The sequence below is a fragment of the Aurantimonas aggregata genome, from assembly GCF_010500835.1.
In the GTDB taxonomy this organism is placed as follows: Bacteria; Pseudomonadota; Alphaproteobacteria; order Rhizobiales; family Rhizobiaceae; genus Aurantimonas; species Aurantimonas aggregata.
In genome coordinates, this window is sequence record NZ_JAAAMJ010000003.1 from 40829 (window position 1) to 56860 (window position 16032).

The 16032-nt window shown below is 65.8% G+C and carries 16 protein-coding genes; 8 read left to right on the plus strand and 8 right to left on the minus strand.

All coding sequences use genetic code 11. The features are described 5' to 3' along the window. Positions 1–166 precede the first annotated feature (166 nt). From coaBC to GTW51_RS06385, 4 genes are all read left to right on the plus strand, one after another. Entirely contained in the window at positions 167–1381 is a 1215-nt protein-coding gene (gene coaBC, locus GTW51_RS06370) for a bifunctional phosphopantothenoylcysteine decarboxylase/phosphopantothenate--cysteine ligase CoaBC (protein WP_163043077.1), read from the plus strand. Then, on the plus strand, positions 1378–1833 hold the full coding sequence (dut, locus tag GTW51_RS06375) for a dUTP diphosphatase (protein WP_163043078.1): 456 nt from the start codon (positions 1378–1380) through the stop codon (positions 1831–1833). The genes coaBC and dut overlap by 4 nt, the downstream gene beginning before the upstream one ends. Positions 1834–1989: 156 nt before the next feature. Next, positions 1990–3015 (plus strand): cysteine synthase A, encoded by a 1026-nt coding sequence (cysK, locus tag GTW51_RS06380; RefSeq protein ID WP_163043079.1) that lies wholly within the window; start codon positions 1990–1992, stop codon positions 3013–3015. Between the two features lie 53 nt (positions 3016–3068). Further along, positions 3069–3620 carry a DUF6653 family protein gene (locus GTW51_RS06385; protein ID WP_246232717.1) on the plus strand — a complete coding sequence of 184 codons (552 nt, stop codon included), beginning with the start codon at positions 3069–3071 and terminating at the stop codon, positions 3618–3620. A 240-nt stretch (positions 3621–3860) separates the two neighbouring features. On the opposite strand, the gene rpsU is transcribed toward GTW51_RS06385, so the two are convergent. From rpsU to GTW51_RS06405, 4 genes are all read right to left on the minus strand, one after another. After that, a complete protein-coding gene (rpsU, locus tag GTW51_RS06390; RefSeq protein WP_163043080.1) occupies positions 3861–4160 on the minus strand; it encodes a 30S ribosomal protein S21 in 300 nt (99 codons plus the stop codon). An 82-nt stretch (positions 4161–4242) separates the two neighbouring features. After that, positions 4243–4527, minus strand: coding sequence for a hypothetical protein (locus GTW51_RS23505; protein WP_203565933.1), 285 nt, complete (start codon positions 4525–4527; stop codon positions 4243–4245). A gap of 104 nt (positions 4528–4631) precedes the next feature. Next, on the minus strand, positions 4632–4844 hold the full coding sequence (locus GTW51_RS06400; RefSeq protein ID WP_163043081.1) for a cold-shock protein: 213 nt from the start codon (positions 4842–4844) through the stop codon (positions 4632–4634). Between the two features lie 355 nt (positions 4845–5199). Then, entirely contained in the window at positions 5200–6576 is a 1377-nt protein-coding gene (locus GTW51_RS06405; RefSeq protein ID WP_163043082.1) for a cytochrome P450, read from the minus strand. Positions 6577–6764: 188 nt separating this feature from the next. Here GTW51_RS06405 and gyrB point away from each other — a divergent pair, with 188 nt between their 5' ends. Next, positions 6765–9200 carry a DNA topoisomerase (ATP-hydrolyzing) subunit B gene (gene gyrB / locus GTW51_RS06410; RefSeq protein WP_163043083.1) on the plus strand — a complete coding sequence of 812 codons (2436 nt, stop codon included), beginning with the start codon at positions 6765–6767 and terminating at the stop codon, positions 9198–9200. Between the two features lie 197 nt (positions 9201–9397). Here gyrB and GTW51_RS06415 read toward each other — a convergent pair whose 3' ends face one another. Then, a complete protein-coding gene (locus GTW51_RS06415; protein ID WP_163043084.1) occupies positions 9398–10183 on the minus strand; it encodes an NAD(P)H-dependent oxidoreductase in 786 nt (261 codons plus the stop codon). An 89-nt stretch (positions 10184–10272) separates the two neighbouring features. Between GTW51_RS06415 and GTW51_RS06420 the strand changes: the two genes are divergently transcribed. Continuing rightward, on the plus strand, positions 10273–11190 hold the full coding sequence (locus tag GTW51_RS06420; protein ID WP_163043085.1) for a LysR family transcriptional regulator: 918 nt from the start codon (positions 10273–10275) through the stop codon (positions 11188–11190). A gap of 137 nt (positions 11191–11327) precedes the next feature. Here the strand turns inward: GTW51_RS06420 and GTW51_RS06425 are convergent, their stop codons facing one another. Together GTW51_RS06425 and GTW51_RS06430 are read right to left on the minus strand one after the other, a co-directional pair. Continuing rightward, positions 11328–12185 carry an adenylate/guanylate cyclase domain-containing protein gene (locus tag GTW51_RS06425; protein WP_163043086.1) on the minus strand — a complete coding sequence of 286 codons (858 nt, stop codon included), beginning with the start codon at positions 12183–12185 and terminating at the stop codon, positions 11328–11330. A 30-nt stretch (positions 12186–12215) separates the two neighbouring features. Further along, positions 12216–13163, minus strand: a complete 948-nt coding sequence (locus tag GTW51_RS06430) for a cache domain-containing protein (RefSeq protein WP_163043087.1) — start codon at positions 13161–13163, stop codon at positions 12216–12218. Between the two features lie 149 nt (positions 13164–13312). On the opposite strand from GTW51_RS06430, the gene GTW51_RS06435 reads away from it, so the two are divergent. Continuing rightward, positions 13313–14212 (plus strand): LysR family transcriptional regulator, encoded by a 900-nt coding sequence (locus tag GTW51_RS06435; protein ID WP_163043088.1) that lies wholly within the window; start codon positions 13313–13315, stop codon positions 14210–14212. 270 nt (positions 14213–14482) lie between these two features. Beyond that, positions 14483–15343 (plus strand): SDR family oxidoreductase, encoded by an 861-nt coding sequence (locus tag GTW51_RS06440; RefSeq protein WP_425483232.1) that lies wholly within the window; start codon positions 14483–14485, stop codon positions 15341–15343. Between the two features lie 432 nt (positions 15344–15775). Here GTW51_RS06440 and GTW51_RS06445 read toward each other — a convergent pair whose 3' ends face one another. Further along, positions 15776–15988 (minus strand): tautomerase family protein, encoded by a 213-nt coding sequence (locus GTW51_RS06445; RefSeq protein ID WP_163043089.1) that lies wholly within the window; start codon positions 15986–15988, stop codon positions 15776–15778. Between the last annotated feature and the right edge of the window lie 44 nt (positions 15989–16032).

Genomic DNA, 16032 nt, shown 5'->3' on the forward strand with positions numbered 1-16032 from the left:
CGTCCGGCGTGGACGCGGCACGGTGTGCGTTGCCTCCGTCGCCCGCCCCGACTAGATGTCGGACGATCGACGCCCACCAACGAGGCAGCATGGCCGCCCCCCTCTCCCGCGACGCCTCCACTGTCCGTCTCCGCGAGCCGGCGTCGTCTGCCAGCGTCACGACGCCATGAGTCTGGCGGGCAAGAACGTCCTGCTGATCATCGGCGGCGGCATCGCGGCCTACAAGTCGCTCGACCTGATCCGGCGGCTGCGCGAACGCGGCGCCGTCGTCCGGCCGGTGATGACGAAGGCGGCGCGCGAGTTCGTCACGCCGCTGGCCGTCGGCGCGCTGTCGGCCTCGAAGGTCTTCGGCGAGCTCTTCGACCGCGAGGACGAGCACGATGTCGGCCATATAAGGCTGGCCCGCGAGGCCGAGCTGATCCTCGTCGCGCCGGCGACCGCGAACCTGATGGCGCGGGCGGCGAACGGGCTCGTCGACGATCTGGCGACGGCCATCCTGCTGGCAGCGAAGGCGCCGATCCTGATGGCGCCGGCGATGAACCCGGCGATGTGGGCGCATCCGGCGACGCGGCGCAATCTCGCGCAGCTGACCACTGATGGCGTCCGATTCATCGGCCCGAATGCCGGCGAGATGGCCGAGGCCGGCGAGGCGGGAACCGGGCGCATGGCCGAGCCGACCGAGATCGCCGATGCTGCCGAGGCGCTGCTTGGCCAGCCACAGACGCTCGCCGGCAGGCACATCGTCGTGACTTCCGGACCGACGCACGAGCCGATCGACCCGGTGCGCTACATCGCCAATCGCTCGTCGGGGCGGCAGGGGCACGCGATCGCCGCGGCGCTCGCGGCGCTGGGTGCGAGGGTGACGCTGGTGAGCGGGCCGGTGACCATCGCCGACCCGGCGGGCATCACGGTGCGGCGCGTCGAGACGGCGCGCGAGATGCTGGCGGCGGTAGAGGACGCGCTGCCGGCGGATGCGGCGGTCTTCGTCGCCGCCGTCGCCGACTGGCGCGCCGAGGAGACAGCAACGCGCAAGCTGAAGAAGGCGGCGGGCACCACGCCGGCGCTGGCGCTTACCGAGAATCCGGACATTCTCGCGACGATCGGCCATCGTCCGGATCGGCCGCTCCTGGTCGTGGGCTTTGCCGCCGAGACCGACGACCTTCTCGCCAACGCGCGGCGCAAGCTGGATCGCAAGGGCGCCGACGCGATCGTCGCCAACGACGTGTCGAGCGAGCATGGCGTGATGGGCGGCGCCGATAACACCGTCCATATCGTCACGCGCGACGGCGTCGAGGCCTGGCCGAAGCTCGACAAAAGCGAAGTGGCGCGGCGGTTGGCGGCATGGGTCGCCGAGCGCCTCCAGGGCGGGGATACGGCATGACCAACCCGCCGACGATCGGCGTCAGCCGCCTGCCGCATGGCGCCGAGGCGATGCTGCCGGCCTTCGCGACCGCCGGGGCAGCGGGCGCCGACATCCGGGCCGCGCTTGTCGAGCCGCTGACGCTGGTGCCCGGCGGTCGGGCGATGGTGCCGACCGGCCTCGCCTTCGAGATTCCTCGCGGTTTCGAGGTGCAGGTCCGCCCCCGCTCCGGCCTTGCGGCGAACCATGGCGTCACCGTTCTCAACGCGCCCGGCACGATCGACAGCGACTATCGCGGCGAGGTGAAGGTGATCCTGGTCAATCTCGGCGATGCGCCGTTCAAGATCGAGAACGGCGACCGGATCGCGCAGCTGGTCGTCGCGCCGGTGACGACGGCAAGCTTCGAGGTGCGGGAGACGCTGGGCGAGACCGGCCGCGGCGCCGGCGGCTTCGGCTCGACCGGGCGCGGCTGACGCCGCATTACGTTTGGCACGCGAAAGAGGACGGTTTTCCTCGGCTCCGCGTCGTTTTGGGCGGTCCGACCTCACAAACCGCCCCTATCCGTCCTACCTTGATGACCAGACAAGGGTCGCGGCCTTGATGGCGCGCGACGAGGGAAGGAGGCGACCATGGACAGACCAGAGACCGAAGCCACGGCCCGCACGCACGGGCGCGGACGCATCTACGACTCCATCGTCGACACGATCGGCGACACGCCGATCGTTCGGCTGCAGAAGCTCGCGAGCGAGAAGGGCGTCAAGGCGAACCTTCTCGCCAAGCTGGAATTCTTCAATCCGATCGCCAGCGTCAAGGATCGCATCGGCGTCGCGATGATCGAGAAGCTCGAGGCCGACGGCACGATCACGCCGGGCAAGACGACGCTGGTCGAGCCAACCTCCGGCAATACCGGCATCGCGCTGGCCTTCGCCGCGGCGGCCAAGGGCTACAATCTGATCCTCACCATGCCCGAGACGATGTCGGTCGAGCGGCGCAAGATGCTGCGCCTGCTGGGTGCCGAACTGGTGCTGACCGAGGGCGCCAAGGGCATGAAGGGCGCCATCGCCAAGGCCGAGGAGCTGGTCGCGGGCATCCCGAACGCGGTGATGCCGCAGCAGTTCGAGAACCCCGCCAACCCGCAGATCCACCGCGTCACCACGGCGGAGGAGATCTGGAACGACACCAAGGGCGAGATCGACGCGCTGGTCTCCGGCATCGGCACCGGCGGCACGATCACCGGCGCCGGCCAGGTGCTGAAGGCTCGCAAGCCGGGCGTCTGGGTCGTCGCCGTCGAGCCGGAATCCTCGCACGTGCTGTCGGGCGGCGCGCCCGGCCCGCACAAGATCCAGGGCATCGGTGCGGGTTTCGCACCGGCCATCCTCGACCGCGAGGTCTATGACGAGGTCGTGCAGGTGACCAACGAGGAATCCTTCGAGCTCGCCCGGCTCGTCGCCCGGCTGGAGGGCGTGCCGGTCGGCATCTCCTCGGGCGCCGCTCTCGCGGCGGCGATCAAGGTCGGCCAGCGGCCGGAGATGGAGGGCAAGAACATCGTCGTGATCATTCCCTCCTTCGCCGAGCGCTATCTGTCGACCGCCCTGTTCGACGGGCTCGGCGACGACGAAGAGGCGGAGCCGCGCAAGGGCGCGCCGTCGATCTGACAACGATGACGGGGGTGGGCATCGGTGCCCGCCCCTTCGAACCCCGGATTCCGATGGACCTGTTCGCGGCGCTCGAGCGGCTGATGCGGATGGACGAGCGGGCCTGGCAGCGTCATGCCAGCCCGTGGAGCGTCTGGACGCGCGTCGCCGCCTTCCCGCTGCTGGTCCTGGCGGTCTGGAGCCGGGTCTGGATCGGCTGGTGGGCCGCGCCCGCGGTCGTCGTGGTCGTCGTCTTTCTGTTCGTCAATCCGCGCCTGTTCCCACCGCCGCGCCAGCCCGACAACTGGGCTTCCAAGGCGACGTTCGGGGAACGGGTCTACCTTGCCCGCAAGACTGTGCCGATCCCTGCCCATCACGAGCGTGCGGCGACCGTGCTCACCGTCATCTCCTTCATCGGGGCGGTTCTGCTAATTTACGGGCTGGTGGCCTTAAAGGTCACGCCGGTGCTGGTCGGCCTGCTCCTCGCCGCTGGCGCCAAGCTCTGGTTCGTCGACCGGATGGTCTGGCTCTACGAGGACATGGCTCGGATCAGGCCGCGGTATCGCGACTGGCTGATCCCTGCCCCCGGCCGAGGCGAAGCACGGCCGGCCGACGAAGAGCCGTAGCCTAGGAGAACGGGCCGACCGGACGCATGGCATTTCCGAGGGAGAGCGGGGGCACACATGCCATCGCCTCGCCCAGACTTTCATCAGCCCAACCGAAAGCGCCGCGCGGCGACACTGTCGCACGCACGGCTTCAAGGCGGTCGACGGCCCCTGAAACGACAGGAACCGGAAGCGCAAGGCGGGTCGATCAGGACCGGCTAGCGAGAAGGCAAGACCTCTCCCGCGCGCCGGGCGACGTCGTCAGCCGTAGGACGGACGCGGCGTCGCAGGAGCACCCGCGCGGGCTGCACCTGGGGCGCCCGGTGCGCCGGGACGCAGCTTGCGCTTCGGGCCGGGCAGCAGGCCTTCGCGCTGCGCCTGCTTGCGAGCAAGCTTGCGCGAACGGCGGATGGCTTCCTGCTTTTCGCGGGCGCGGCGTTCCGACGGCTTCTCGTAGGCGCGACGCGCCTTCATCTCGCGGAAAACGCCTTCGCGCTGCAGCTTCTTCTTCAGGGCCCGGAGGGCCTGATCGACATTGTTGTCTCTGACGTCGACTTTCAAAACAGCTCCTTCGTTCTAAAAACGGCAAATGCCCGCCGACGCGGGTCATTGCTTTCACGTGGGTCGGAAGACCCTTGTTGGATCAGGCGGCGGGCTTCTTGGCGCGCGCAGCGGGTTTAGCCGCCTTTGGCGCTGCCTTGGCCTTGGTCGCCGTCTTTGCCTTCGCTGCCGGCTTCTTCACCTTCGCAGGTGCCGGCGGTTCGGCGGCATCCCGCTCCAGCCGAAGCTGCTTGAGACGGGCCGTCTTCTCGCCGCGGGCCTGAGTCTCCGCGGCAATGATCCCGACCGCCGAACCTTTTACGGGACGGTCCGGAGGACCGGAAAGGACGGCTTCGGCGCGTTCGCGCGCCCTTCGAGAGTTGTCCATCGTATGGACCTTCTGTTCGTCTGTGTCGAAGCGCAGCACGCTGCGACAGGAAGGAAACGGCTGAGGCGGCCAACGGATCCCGTCGCCGCCTCAGCCGGTATCAGTTAGGCGCGCTGGACGTTGATCGCCTTCGGGCCCTTGCCGCGCGTGTCCGGCTCGGTGTCGAAGCTGATCTTGTCACCCTCGTTGAGCGAGGAGATGCCTGCGCGCTCGAGAGCAGATACGTGAAGGAACACGTCCTTCGCGCCGCCATCGGGCGTCACGAACCCAAAACCCTTCGCCTCGTTGAAGAATTTGACGGTACCAGTCTGGCTCATAGAATGACCTTCTGTCGCTTTGCCGGCCGCTTCCGGACACGGCTGAAGCCGTCGCAGTGCGAACGTCTTCCAGGTTGCTTATAGACGCGGCAAGCCGCGGCCGAAGTTCGGAAGTTCACAAGGATTCGGCGCAAGGGTCGGTTCCCTCGGCCCATCGGATCGAGTCCAAGGGCGACCCCTTGCGTGGTCGGAACGTCTGCCAAACTCCGGGTCTGCAAAATACCCGAAGCTCCATTATGAGCCGCGCCAACGCCGGACGCAAGGGCATCGCTGCCGCGCCGGCTGCTTCTGCCACGGTGTCGCGTCCCTGACGGACTTTTTACCCCGTCGGGAAGCCCTTCTCAGGCCGCGCCGTTCAGCGCCGCGAGACCCGCATCGGCATGCCGCCGAGCGGCTGGATGGTGATGCGCTGCACGACTTCCGGCGCCGCCCCGCCGGCATAGTCGAAGCGCAGACCGCGCAGCAGGCTCGCGAGCGCGATGACGCCCTCGTGAAGGGCGAAACCGGCGCCGATGCAGACTCGCGGGCCGATTCCGAAGGGCAGATACTGGAACCGGTCGATGGATTCGCGGTTGCCGGGCAGGAATCGGCTCGGGATGAAGTGATCAGGTCGGTCCCACAGCATCTCGTGGCGATGGATGAGCCAGGGCATCACCAGCACCGTCGAGCCGGCGGGAATGTCGACGCCGCCGGTGCTGTCGGCCGCCAGCGCCGTGCGGTTCAGCGACGGGGCCGGCGGATAGAGCCTGAGCGCCTCCTCGAAGGCGGCGCGCGTGTGGACCAGCTTGTCGGCCCATTCGTTCGGATCGGTCAGCGTCGGCAGCAGCGTGTCGAGCTCGGCCTCGACCAGCGCCCGCTCGTCCGGCGCCTGGCTGAGCAGATACAGCGTCCAGGTCAGCGAGCGGGCGGTGGTCTCGTGGCCGGCGCCGATGAAGGTGATGATGTTGTCCTCGATCTCGCCCGAGGAGAGCCCGTCCGCCTTGACCAGCAGCGACAACAGATCGTTCGGCGCGCCGTCCGGGTCGCGCTCGATCTGCACGCGGCGGCGGGCGATGGTGTCGGCGATCAGGCCGCGGAAATAGAGCATCGACTTCCGTCCCTTCAGCCGCCGGAGGCGGGGCAGGAAGGCGGGCGCGCCGAGCAGGTCGAGCGGGTCGATCCGGCCCATCGAGCCGAGGAACTGCTGGGTCGAGCGGGCAAAGGCCTCCGGCTCGCTGGCGATGTCGTCGGAGAACAGCGTCGCCTGGAGAATGTCGAAGGTCAGCAGCGTCAATTCATGCGCCGCGTCGGTGACAGTCCCCTCCTGCTCCGCCAGACGGTCGGCGGCGCGGCGCGAGCGCACCTCCATGGCGTCGGTGAAGCCGGCGATGTGGCGCGGCGTGAACACCGGGGCGATGGCCTTGCGGGTGCGGCGCCAGAGCGGCCCCTCGGCGGTCAGCAGCCCGTCGCGCAGGAGCGGCCGCAGGAGGCGCTGGCGCAGCGGCTGCATGACGTAGTTGCGGGCGTTGTCGACCATGCAGTGGCGCACGCCCGCCGGATCGTTGATGACGATGTTCGGCACGCCGAGCCAGCTGCCGCGGATGTAGGGCTCCTTGAAGGCGCGGGTGCCCCAGATCTCCAGCGGGTTGCGCGTCGCGGTGCGCAGGAAGCCGGCAAAGCCGAGTGGCGTTGCATGCGGCACCGGGGCGGGCGCGCGAAACGGTCGGGCTGACGGGTCGATGGGATTGTCCATGGGCGCGGGTATCCTTGCGTTCTCCCGCATATGGGAGCCGCGATGCCCTGCGTCGACAACGGCAAGCCTGCGCCAGCCGGCCGGCCGGCCCCTTCGCCTTTCAAAAGCCCTTGCGACACTCTATATACGGCGCACGCGAGAGGCGATTCGTCGCGGCTTGCCGTGCCTGTCCGAACCCAAGGAACATCATGTCCGCTGCGAACGATACGAACCCCATCTCCGAATCCGACTACGGCGCCGATTCGATCAAGGTGCTCAAGGGTTTGGATGCCGTTCGCAAGCGTCCCGGCATGTATATCGGCGACACCGACGACGGCTCCGGCCTGCACCACATGGTCTACGAGGTGCTGGACAACTCGATCGACGAGGCGCTGGCCGGCCACGCCACCGGCGTCACCGTCACGCTGAACCCCGACGGGTCCTGCACGGTCACCGACAACGGCCGCGGCATCCCGACGGACATCCACACCGGCGAGGGCGTCTCGGCGGCCGAGGTCATCATGACCCAGCTGCATGCCGGCGGTAAGTTCGACCAGAATTCCTACAAGGTCTCCGGCGGCCTGCACGGCGTCGGCATCTCCGTCGTCAACGCGCTGTCGGTCTGGCTGAAGATGACGATCAAGCGCCAGGGCAAGATCCACGAGATGTCGTTCAGCGAGGGCGTGCCGGACGCGCCGCTGAAGGCGATCGGCGAATCCGGCGGCGAGACCGGCACGACCATCACCTTCCTGCCCTCGACCGCCACCTTCACCGGCGTCACCGGCTTCGACTACGCGACGCTGGAGCACCGGCTGCGCGAGCTCGCCTTCCTGAACTCGGGCGTGCGCATCGTCCTTTCCGACCGGCGCCACGCCGACGAGAAGCGCACGGAGCTGTTCTACGAGGGTGGCCTCAAGGCGTTCGTCGAGTATCTCGACCGCGCCCGCAAGCCGCTGATCGGCGAGCCGATCGTCCTGCACGGCGAGAAGGACGGCATCGTCGTCGAGGCGGCGCTGTGGTGGAACGACAGCTACAACGAGAACGTCCTCTGCTTCACCAACAACATCCCGCAGCGGGATGGCGGAACCCACATGGCCGGATTCCGCGGCGCGCTGACGCGCCAGGTGACCGGCTATGCCGAGGCGTCCGGCGTCCTGAAGAAGGAAAAGGTCTCGCTGACCGGCGACGACAGCCGCGAGGGCCTTTCCTGCGTCCTGTCGGTGAAGGTGCCGGACCCGAAATTCTCCTCGCAGACCAAGGACAAGCTGGTCTCCTCCGAGGTCCGGCCGGTGGTCGAGAGCCTCGTCAACGAGACGCTGTCGAGCTGGTTCGAGGAGCATCCGCAGGAAGCCAAGATCGTCATCGGCAAGGTGGTCGAGGCGGCTTCCGCAAGAGAAGCCGCCCGCAAGGCGCGCGAGCTGACGCGGCGCAAGGGCGCGCTCGACATCACCTCGCTGCCGGGCAAGCTCGCCGACTGCCAGGAGCGCGATCCCGCCAAGTCCGAGATCTTCATCGTCGAGGGTGATTCCGCCGGCGGCTCGGCCAAGGGCGCGCGGTCGCGGCAGAACCAGGCGATCCTGCCGCTCAGGGGCAAGATCCTCAATGTCGAGCGGGCGCGCTTCGACCGGATGCTCGGCTCCGACCAGATCGGTACGCTGATCACTGCGCTCGGCACCTCGATCGGCAAGGACGAATTCAACGCCGACAAGCTGCGTTACCACAAGATCATCATCATGACGGACGCCGACGTCGACGGCGCCCATATCCGCACCCTGCTGCTCACCTTCTTCTTCCGGCAGATGCCGGAGCTGATCGAGCGCGGCCATATCTTCATTGCCCAGCCGCCGCTCTACAAGGTGACGCGCGGCAAGCAGAGCCAGTACCTGAAGAACGAGAAGGCGCTCGAGAACTACCTGATCGAAGGCGGGCTCGACGATGCCTCGCTGACGCTTCAATCCGGCGAAGTGCGGGTCGGCCGCGACCTGCGCGCCGTGGTCGACGACGCGCTGCAGCTGCGCCAGGTGATGGCCGGGCTGCATTCGCGCTACGACCGCAGCGCCGTCGAGCAGGCGGCCATCTGCGGCGCGCTGACGGCGGAAATCGCCGAAGATCCGGCAAGAGCGCCGGCCATGGCCGCGCGGATCGCGGAACGGCTCGACCTCGTCGCCGACGAGACCGAGCGGGGCTGGGCCGGCGAATCCGTCGACGGCGGCTACCGCTTCACCCGGACGGTGCGCGGCGTGACCGAGGCGCAGACCGTCGACGCGGCGCTCATCAATTCCGGCGACGCGCTGCAGCTCAACCGCCTCGCCGGGCGCCTGGCCGAGATCTACGACGGCATGCCGGTGCTGCGCCGCAAGGAGACCGAGCGGCCGCTGGCAGGGCCGCTGGAGCTGCTGCTGGCGGTGTTCGAGGTCGGCCGCAAGGGCATCGCGACCCAGCGCTACAAGGGCCTTGGCGAGATGAACCCGGAGCAGCTCTGGGAGACGACGCTCGATCCGGACGCCCGCACGCTGGTGCGGGTGAAGATCAACGACGCCACCGACGCCGACCAGCTGTTCTCGCGGCTGATGGGCGACGAGGTCGAGCCGCGGCGCGAGTTCATCCAGGAAAATGCCCTGTCCGTCGCCAATCTGGACATCTGATCGGGCGCGTGTAGCGAGGCTGGGAACCCCGACTCAAAGGGGGTCGGTGTCTGACTCGGATCCCGAAGAAGCCTGACTCTCGAAGCATGGCCTTGGTCCCTCCGGCCTGGGCCACGAGCTTTTCAAGACGTGCGTGGTGTTACGACGGCGGGGGGATAACCGATGTTCACAATCGGAAGACGTGCGAAACCGGACGTTCACTCTGAGGCGCGGTGCGCGGCGAACCCGGTGAGGTGCACGGGGACCGCCTCGGGACGCAGTTCCATCGCCGGGATCACGTAGTCTCCCGCGTTCTGCTGGCGGAAGGGGATCGGCGTCTCATTGAAGACGTTCCGCATTCGCTCGCGCAGGTCCTCCGATGTCACCTCGAAGCCTGTTTCGTCCATGCGGTCCGCCCTGTAGACCACAAAGGGCGGCAGCACGTCATAGCCGGGGTAAAACAGGACCCCGTGCTGGATCGGGAACAGCAAGTCTTCCATAGGCCCGTTGATGCCGCGCGGTCCGTAGTGGGAAGCCCATCCGCCCACCGTGACCAGTAGCATTGCCCTCTTTCCCGCCAAGCGCCCCTCACCGTACCGGTCGCCCCAGCGCGTGTCGCTGTGCTCGCCGACGCCATAGGCGAAGCCGTAGGCATAGACACGGTCAATCCATCCTTTCAGGATCGCGGGCATCGAGAACCACCAGAGCGGAAAAGCCAGGATCAAGGCATCTGCCTCTAGGAGGCGCTCCTGCGCCAACTTCACGTCCTCGGTCAATGTTCCTGAGGCGAAAGCCTCCCCGGAGGCGGCTGGCACCCGCAGGCGCTGCGATGGCGGAAGGGCAGAAAAGTCTTCTCGGTCGACCTCGCTCTTCCAATTCACAGCATAGAGATCGGTGATGCGTACGATATGGCCATCGGCGCGTAATTGCTCGACCGCCACATCGCGCAGGGCGTTCGTGAGCGAATTCGGATCAGGATGGGCGGATACGATCTGAATGTTCATGGCTATCTCTTTCGGTTCTCGCACCGCGGAGTTAGACACAGCCAGACTTATTCGGAAGATGTAGGAAATGCATATGACCGTTCCGGGCCTTGGATAAATCAGAAGTAACCCTGGAGCGAATGCGCAGCTTCGTTCGAGTGGCGGAGCGCGGCAACTTCTCCGCAGTTGCCCGCGAGCAGGGCGTTGGGCAGGCGACGATCAGCCGCCATGTGGCGGAACTGGAGCGGGCGCTTGGCACTACCCTGATCAACCGAACGACGCGCCATCTCACCCTGACGCCGGAAGGGACCCGCTACCACCAGGACGCGCGCGATATCCTAAGCCGGGTAGAGGAAGCGGGGGACGGAGTGCATCAGGCGACTGAAAGCCTCGCCGGAAGCATCCGCATCTCATGCACGGCCGCGCTCGCGATCCGCCATGTTGCCCCGGCTCTATTCGCATTCCAGGATCAGCACCCCAACGTCGCGATTGACTTCAACGTTTCCGACGTGCGGATCGACCTCGTTCAGGAAGCCGCCGACATCGCTATCCGGCTAGGGCGTCTCGAGGACAGCTCGATGCACCGCAAGTTCGTCGGCTCGTCCCGCCGCGTCCTCGTCGCTTCGCGCGAGTATATCGCTCGCCACGGCTCTCCCGACAGCCCTGACGACCTCCGGCACCATCGGGCGATCCGCATGAGCAACGTGGCGGACAGCGGGACGCTGGTCCTTCGAGGGCCCGGTCAAAGCATCGCCTCGGTGCCGTTCGGCGGCCAGCTTCTGGTGGATCACGGACTGGCGGCGCGGGAGGCGGTCGCCCATGGCCGGGGCATCGCGCCCACCCATCTCTGGCTGATCGACGACCTGATCGAAAGTGGTGCCGTCGAGGTTGTCCTGCCGGGCTACGCGCCTGAACCCGTTCCCCTGTCGATCCTCATCGTGCCGGGCCGTCTGCGCATCCAGCGTATCCGCCTGTTGGTAGACGAGCTGACTTCGTTCCTGCGCGAGCTCCCGGGCATCCACGTCTGAAGGTCTGCTTTCGGAACAGACCCCGTCTGCGAGGAAGGTCCTGAGTGGATCGTGAACGGAGCGGCAGCCATTCGCGAAGATATTCCGGAAGCGGACAGGCCACTGCATTCGGCCCTTTGTCCCATGCCCACGGCTCTTCAACTTAGCTGAAAGGTCTGGGTCACATCGTCGACGATCAAACCCCTGTGAGGCTCAAAGGCGAAAGCCGGACCGGCGCCGTCCGCGGTTGCGGCCGAAACCAGAACCACCGCCTCGCGGATGCCGACCACACCGCGGCCCGCCTGTTCGATTGCCTGTGCAACATTTACCGTCTGCCCGATGATGGTGTAGTCCATCCGCCCGTCGAAGCCGACGTTACCGACGGCCACCGGCCCCGTATGCAGGCCGATCCTCATTCGGCACGCATGCTGACCTTGGTCACGCCGCCCGACATTGAACGCTTCCACCTCTCGGGCTATAGCCATGGCGACGTGGCACGCAGCCGCGGCGTGATCGCTCCGTTCGTCGGGAGCCCCCCAGAATGCCATGACGCTGTCGCCGATGTATTTGTCGATCGTGCCGCCACCTTCCTCGATTATCGGCCCGATGCGTGACAGGAGCTCATTAAGGTAGTTCACGACATCATTTGCCGGGAGCTCCAGCGAGAACTGGGAGTAGCTTTCCAGATCGGTGAACATGACGGTGACATCGCGCATCTCGCTGAGCCGCACATCGGGGCCCGCTGCCATGAGGCGGCGCACGAGCGTCCTGGGAAGATAGGTTTCGAACCATGCGAGGCCGCCAGCCATGCGCTCGACGGCCCCGACCGCCTGGTTGATCTCCCGCACCGGACCGCGTGGCAATCCCGCGGCTCCGGAAAAATCCAGGACCTCGACGCGCGAGGCCACCTTCGCTAGCGCTAGCATGGGACGACCGAGCCGTCGCCCGACGAAGATGGCAACGAGGATAGCGACGGCCAGCAGACCGAGGCCGCCGATACCGATGGCGGTGACCATCCCGCGCTCGCGCCGGGTCTCGATGCCCGGCTAGTGGAACCCGACGGTCCACGGCTCAGTGCCGTAACCTGCAAGCGCGCGATAGACATAGGCGTTGGATTCGAACCCATCGGGTTCCAGCCAACTCCAATGCCCACGTGACCGTCGGAAAGGTTGCGCGCGCGACAGATCGTTGGCCTGTCGCGACCAGATCCTGGCCAATACCCGATCTCCGAATGCTCCGATCCGTGGGATCTGATCGCGCTGTCGACCGACGACCTGACTGGCTCTTGTCAGTTCCGGATGAGCGAGCACGCGACTGCGGCCGAGCAGCACGAAGGGGGTCTGACCGAAGTCATTCGCTGTTTCCATGAGATAACCGGAGAGCTTGTGGATCGGCACCATAGCGACCAAGGCGCCAGCATGATCCCGACGGGCAGATTTCAGGGCGGTGCCAAACGCGATCACCGGCTCTTCGAGAGCCGGGCTCCAAAACGGACCGAACCAGAGCGATCCCAAATCTGCGTTCAACTTATTCACGGCTTGTCGGACATGGGGCTGCTCCCCCATGGCTGCGCCGTGGTCGCGCCAGTTGCCCCCTTCGAGGATCAGCCAGGATTGGTCCGGCAGCGCGAGCGCAATCATGTCGACCTGCGGCGCCGCGGCGACGGCGGCAGCTAGGAAGGCACGCCGGACGTCGAGGTCTCGCGTGTCCAGCGAGGCGCCGCCCCCGGCTTCAACAGCATGGCCGAGCAGCGTTTCGACCTGTTCGAGCTGCGACACCAATGTCCCAACGATGCCGTCGAGGACGAGCTCACTGCGATCGCGCATGAGGCGGTCGGTATTGTCCCGGGCGCCAAGGTAGCCCAGCAGCACGACCGGAACCACGGCCACCATGACGAGCACGGTGAGCATCAGTGGCAGTAGCCAGGCAATCGGCATCCCCCGCTCGGCGGGTGGCGCCTCATTTCCGTTCACGCTCAGCGGTACAGCGGTCATGTTCCGGTCGTCTGGGGTTAATGGGATGGACGAGGCACGTGACCATCCCCGGCCGAAGGAAACTGGGAGGGGATCGATCCAGGGGTACTTGCTCCAGCCTCGCCTAGCGTTCATTGGAACATCGACATCCATGATAAAAAGTCGGGCTCATGACGTTTGATAGTCGCCTGCTGAATGGGATCGGAGTTCTCTCGGCCGTGGTCGAGGCCGGAAGTTTCGTGCGCGCGGGAGAAGCGCTTGGGCTCACCCAGTCTGCGGTCAGTCGCGCCGTCGCACGCTTGGAAGAGCGGGTCGGCCTGCGCATCTTCAACCGGAACGCCCGCTCGATTACCCTTACGGATGAGGGCCGCCTCTTCTACGAGCGCGTAGCGCCACACCTGTCCAGCATCGAGGAAGCCGCTACCGACGCCGCCGGATCCGTCGGTCAGGTGCGGGGTCGTCTGCGGCTGAACGTCGATGGCTGCTTCGGCCACTATGTCCTGTTACCCACCATCCAGACCTTTCTGTCACGGCACCCCGATCTGGCGGCCGAAATCCATGTCCGCGACCGCATGGGTGACCTCGTTGCCGAAAACTTCGACGTCGGAATCCATTTCGGCGAACCGCAGATGTCGTCGCTGACCTGCCGGCTGCTGTTGCGGACGCGGGTCCTGACCTGCGCCTCGCCTGCCTACCTCGAACGGAACGGAGCGCCTGACGGCCCCTCCGATCTCAGCGGACGCGAATGCATTCTGATGCGCGATCCAGCGACCGGGAAACACTACGACTGGGATTTCATCCGGGGCGGGGAGCGCGTCTGGGTCAAGGTATCCGGACGACTGACAGTGACGGATACGGGTGGCCTTTTGGCGGCCTGCCTCTCCGGTCATGGGATTGGCCAGCCGTTGGAAATCTACACGCGCCCTTTCCTTGCCGACGGTCGACTGGTTCAGCTTTTGCCAGACTGGGCAGAAGAGGTGTTCCCCCTCTACGTCTATCATCACTCGCCAAAGTCGATGTCCGCCAAAGTTCGAGCTCTCTTGGATTTTGTCACGGAAATCACTTCTTAAGGTCAGTATCAAGGGTGCGGGCCCGGTTTCGCACTATCTCCAAGCCATGTTGTAACCAATCCCGGCACCGGAGACGAATGAATAGAAATCATCCTTCGGATGAGCCGAAGGATCACATACACATGGCGGTGCTCCGCCGATTATGGCTGGCGGAGACATACTCTGAATCATCGTTGACTTGATCATTACGCATTCGAAGGAGGGCGGTCGCTCCGGTTAACCTTTGCGCCATCGGACCCAGCCAGGGTCCGCAACGAAAGGAAGTCTACCGTGACCTGCGATAGCAACCCCACTCAGTTTAACGATAAGATCAACAGACGAACACTGATTGCCGCCGCGGCGATCGCTCCAGCCCTGATCGCCACCGGCGTCTCAGGGGCGAATGCTCAGGCCGCGACCGGCACCGCGAAGGTGGCACTGGTTACCGGCTCATCGCGCGGCATCGGCGCGGCCGTGGCGAAGCGTCTTGCCCGCGACGGCTTCAGCGTCACCGTCAACTGCGTCGTGAACCGGGACCTCGCCGCAGCGGTCGTCGCCGAGATCGAGACCGCCGGCGGCAAGGCCGTCTGGGAGCAGGCCGATGTCAGCGACCCCGCGGCCGTACGGCGGCTGTTCGATGTCACTGATCGCGCCTTCGGCGGCGTCGATGTAGTCGTCAGCAATGCCGGCATCATGCGCCTTGCGCCCTTTGCAACCATGTCTGACGAGGACTTTGACCGGATGATCGCGGTCAACGTGAAGGGCTCGTTCAACGTTCTTCGCGAGGCGGCCCGGCATGTGCGCGATGGTGGGCGGATCATCGCCCTGTCCTCCAGCATCACTCAGCTCAGGTCGCCGACCTATGGGCCTTATGCGGCCTCGAAGGCCGCACAGGAAATGTATGCGAACGTCATGGCCAAAGAGCTTCAGGGCCGGATGATATCGGTCAACGCGATGGCGCCGGGCCTCGTCAATACGACGCTCTTCACAGATGGAAAGACGACAGAGCAGATCGAGGGGTTTGCACAGAGGACGCCACACAAGCGGCTCGCCGAACCCTCCGACATCGCCGACGTGATCTCGACACTTTGCAGTAGCGACGGCGGATGGGTCAACGGACAGACCATCTTCGCCAATGGCGGCATCGTCTGACCGATTTTTGAGGCCGAGACCAATCGCATCGCCGAGATATGCTTGCGGTATCGACGTCGACGCGGTCACGCTCATCATGAAGCTACACCTTGAGCTTAAGCACCGTATCGGAACGTCTGCTTCCGGGATCATTACGAAGGATGCTAAAGGTCGTAGAATGGTCGAAACCTGTCAGACAGCTTCTAGGCGTCTGCTTCCGCGGCCTCGATTGACTTGACAGGGTAGAAAAGAGAAAGGCGGCGTTCCGGAACGCAGACGCCAATACCTGCCATCCAAGTCAGTCGAGGATTCTCGGTGCAGGCATGCTTATCTGCGCGCCCACCGTTTGATGCCTGATGTCGACGCGCGTACGCCGGAAAATGTGGTGGCGTTTGATGACCATTCACAACCTGAGCAGCAAGGATTGCCGCAGCGATTACGATGCAAGCGGAGCTAGTCGCGAGCGCGGTACGCCGCGGGGATGACATACACCTCGTCAGCTCGGCCGTAGCCGCCGTCCGGAACCTCCTCGATGAGGACCATCGTGTGGGGGCGCACCGCTTCGCTGAAGTAGTCAACGAAGAGTTCGGTCACTCGGTGCACGATCTCCTCCTTCTGGGCAGAGGACAAAGCGGCCTGGGGAACCTTGATGTTGGCGAAGGGCATAGGAGCTTCCTTTTCCGTTAGGTTCTGGATGAAGGGCGCGGGTG

Bases quoted from the DNA above. Each gene is read 5' to 3' on its own strand.
- cysK (WP_163043079.1), top strand. From the start codon at position 1,990: ATGGACAGACCAGAGACCGAAGCCACGGCCCGCACGCACGGGCGCGGA.
- GTW51_RS23505 (WP_203565933.1), bottom strand. From the start codon at position 4,527: ATGGACAACTCTCGAAGGGCGCGCGAACGCGCCGAAGCCGTCCTTTCC.
- GTW51_RS06430 (WP_163043087.1), bottom strand. From the start codon at position 13,163: ATGACCGCTGTACCGCTGAGCGTGAACGGAAATGAGGCGCCACCCGCC.
- gyrB (WP_163043083.1), top strand. From the start codon at position 6,765: ATGTCCGCTGCGAACGATACGAACCCCATCTCCGAATCCGACTACGGC.
- GTW51_RS06445 (WP_163043089.1), bottom strand. From the start codon at position 15,988: ATGCCCTTCGCCAACATCAAGGTTCCCCAGGCCGCTTTGTCCTCTGCC.
- GTW51_RS06405 (WP_163043082.1), bottom strand. From the start codon at position 6,576: ATGGACAATCCCATCGACCCGTCAGCCCGACCGTTTCGCGCGCCCGCC.
- GTW51_RS06385 (WP_246232717.1), top strand. From the start codon at position 3,069: ATGGACCTGTTCGCGGCGCTCGAGCGGCTGATGCGGATGGACGAGCGG.
- coaBC (WP_163043077.1), top strand. From the start codon at position 167: ATGAGTCTGGCGGGCAAGAACGTCCTGCTGATCATCGGCGGCGGCATC.
- dut (WP_163043078.1), top strand. From the start codon at position 1,378: ATGACCAACCCGCCGACGATCGGCGTCAGCCGCCTGCCGCATGGCGCC.
- GTW51_RS06400 (WP_163043081.1), bottom strand. From the start codon at position 4,844: ATGAGCCAGACTGGTACCGTCAAATTCTTCAACGAGGCGAAGGGTTTT.
- GTW51_RS06415 (WP_163043084.1), bottom strand. From the start codon at position 10,183: ATGAACATTCAGATCGTATCCGCCCATCCTGATCCGAATTCGCTCACG.
- GTW51_RS06435 (WP_163043088.1), top strand. From the start codon at position 13,313: ATGACGTTTGATAGTCGCCTGCTGAATGGGATCGGAGTTCTCTCGGCC.
- GTW51_RS06425 (WP_163043086.1), bottom strand. From the start codon at position 12,185: ATGGTCACCGCCATCGGTATCGGCGGCCTCGGTCTGCTGGCCGTCGCT.